Source organism: Paracoccus sp. DMF, assembly GCF_004407025.1.
Classification (GTDB): Bacteria; Pseudomonadota; Alphaproteobacteria; order Rhodobacterales; family Rhodobacteraceae; genus Paracoccus; species Paracoccus aminovorans_B.
Window position 1 is genome coordinate 1 of sequence record NZ_SOKV02000144.1, and the last position, 1,114, is coordinate 1,114.

Sequence of the window (1,114 nt, forward strand, 5' to 3'; positions counted from 1 at the left end):
ATCGAACCCGCGCCCGCCCGCCTGAACCGCAGCGAGCTTGCCGTGCCCGGCAGCCAACCGAACATGTTTGAAAAGGCTGCGAAATCCGACGCCGACGTCATCTTCCTGGACCTCGAGGACGCGGTGGCGCCGGACGAAAAACCGCAGGCGCGCAAGAACATCATCAAGGCCCTGAACGAGCTCGATTGGGGCAAGAAAACCCTGTCGCTGCGAATCAACGGGCTCGACACGCATTACATGTATCGCGATGTCGTGGACGTGGTCGAACAGGCCGGCGAGCGGCTGGACCTGATCATGATCCCCAAGGTCGGCACCGCCGCCGACGTCTATGCCGTCGACATGCTGGTGACGCAAATCGAGGATGCCAAGGGCTATAAAAAGCGCATCGGCTTCGAGCATATCATCGAGACCGCCCTGGGCATGCAGAACATCAACGAGATCGCCGCGGCCTCGAAACGCAACGAGAGCCTGCATTTCGGCGTCGCCGATTACGCCGCCTCGACCCGCGCCCGCACCACCGTCATCGGCGGCGTGAACGAGCACTACGCGGTGCTGACCGACAAGCTCGACGACGGCGCGCGCCAGATCCATTGGGGCGACATGTGGCATTACGCGCTGTCGCGCATGGTGGTCGCGGCGCGCGCCAACGGGCTGCGGCCGGTCGACGGGCCCTTCGGCGATTTCTCGGATCCCGACGGCTACAAGGCCGCCGCCTATCGCGCCGCGGTGCTGGGCTGCGAGGGCAAATGGGCCATCCACCCCAGCCAGATCGCGCTGGCCAATGAGGTGATGAGCCCCTCGGCCGCCGAGGTGGACCGGGCGCAGCGCATCCTCGACGCCATGGCCAGGGCCGAGGCCGAGGGCAAGGGCGCGGTCTCGCTGGACGGCCGGCTGATCGACTATGCCTCGATCCGCCAGGCCGAGGTGCTGGTCGCCAAGGCCCGGCAGATCGCGGCGTGAGCGTCGGCCTGGCGGAGATGCGGGCGCTGGCGCAGCGGCTTTTCGCCGCTGCGGTCAGCGCCGCCGACCCGGCGCTGGCGGTGCGCCGGCATTTCCAGCGCCATCCCGACACCGGCGGCACCATCCTGGTCGCCGTCGGCAAGGCCGCCCCCGC

The 1,114-nt window shown here is 68.0% G+C and carries 1 protein-coding gene; it reads left to right on the plus strand.

The window, feature by feature from the left end:
* Positions 1-960: HpcH/HpaI aldolase/citrate lyase family protein (locus E3D03_RS20820; protein WP_263568530.1), on the plus strand; the 960-nt coding region annotated here is incomplete at its 5' end.
* Positions 961-1,114 lie beyond the last annotated feature (154 nt).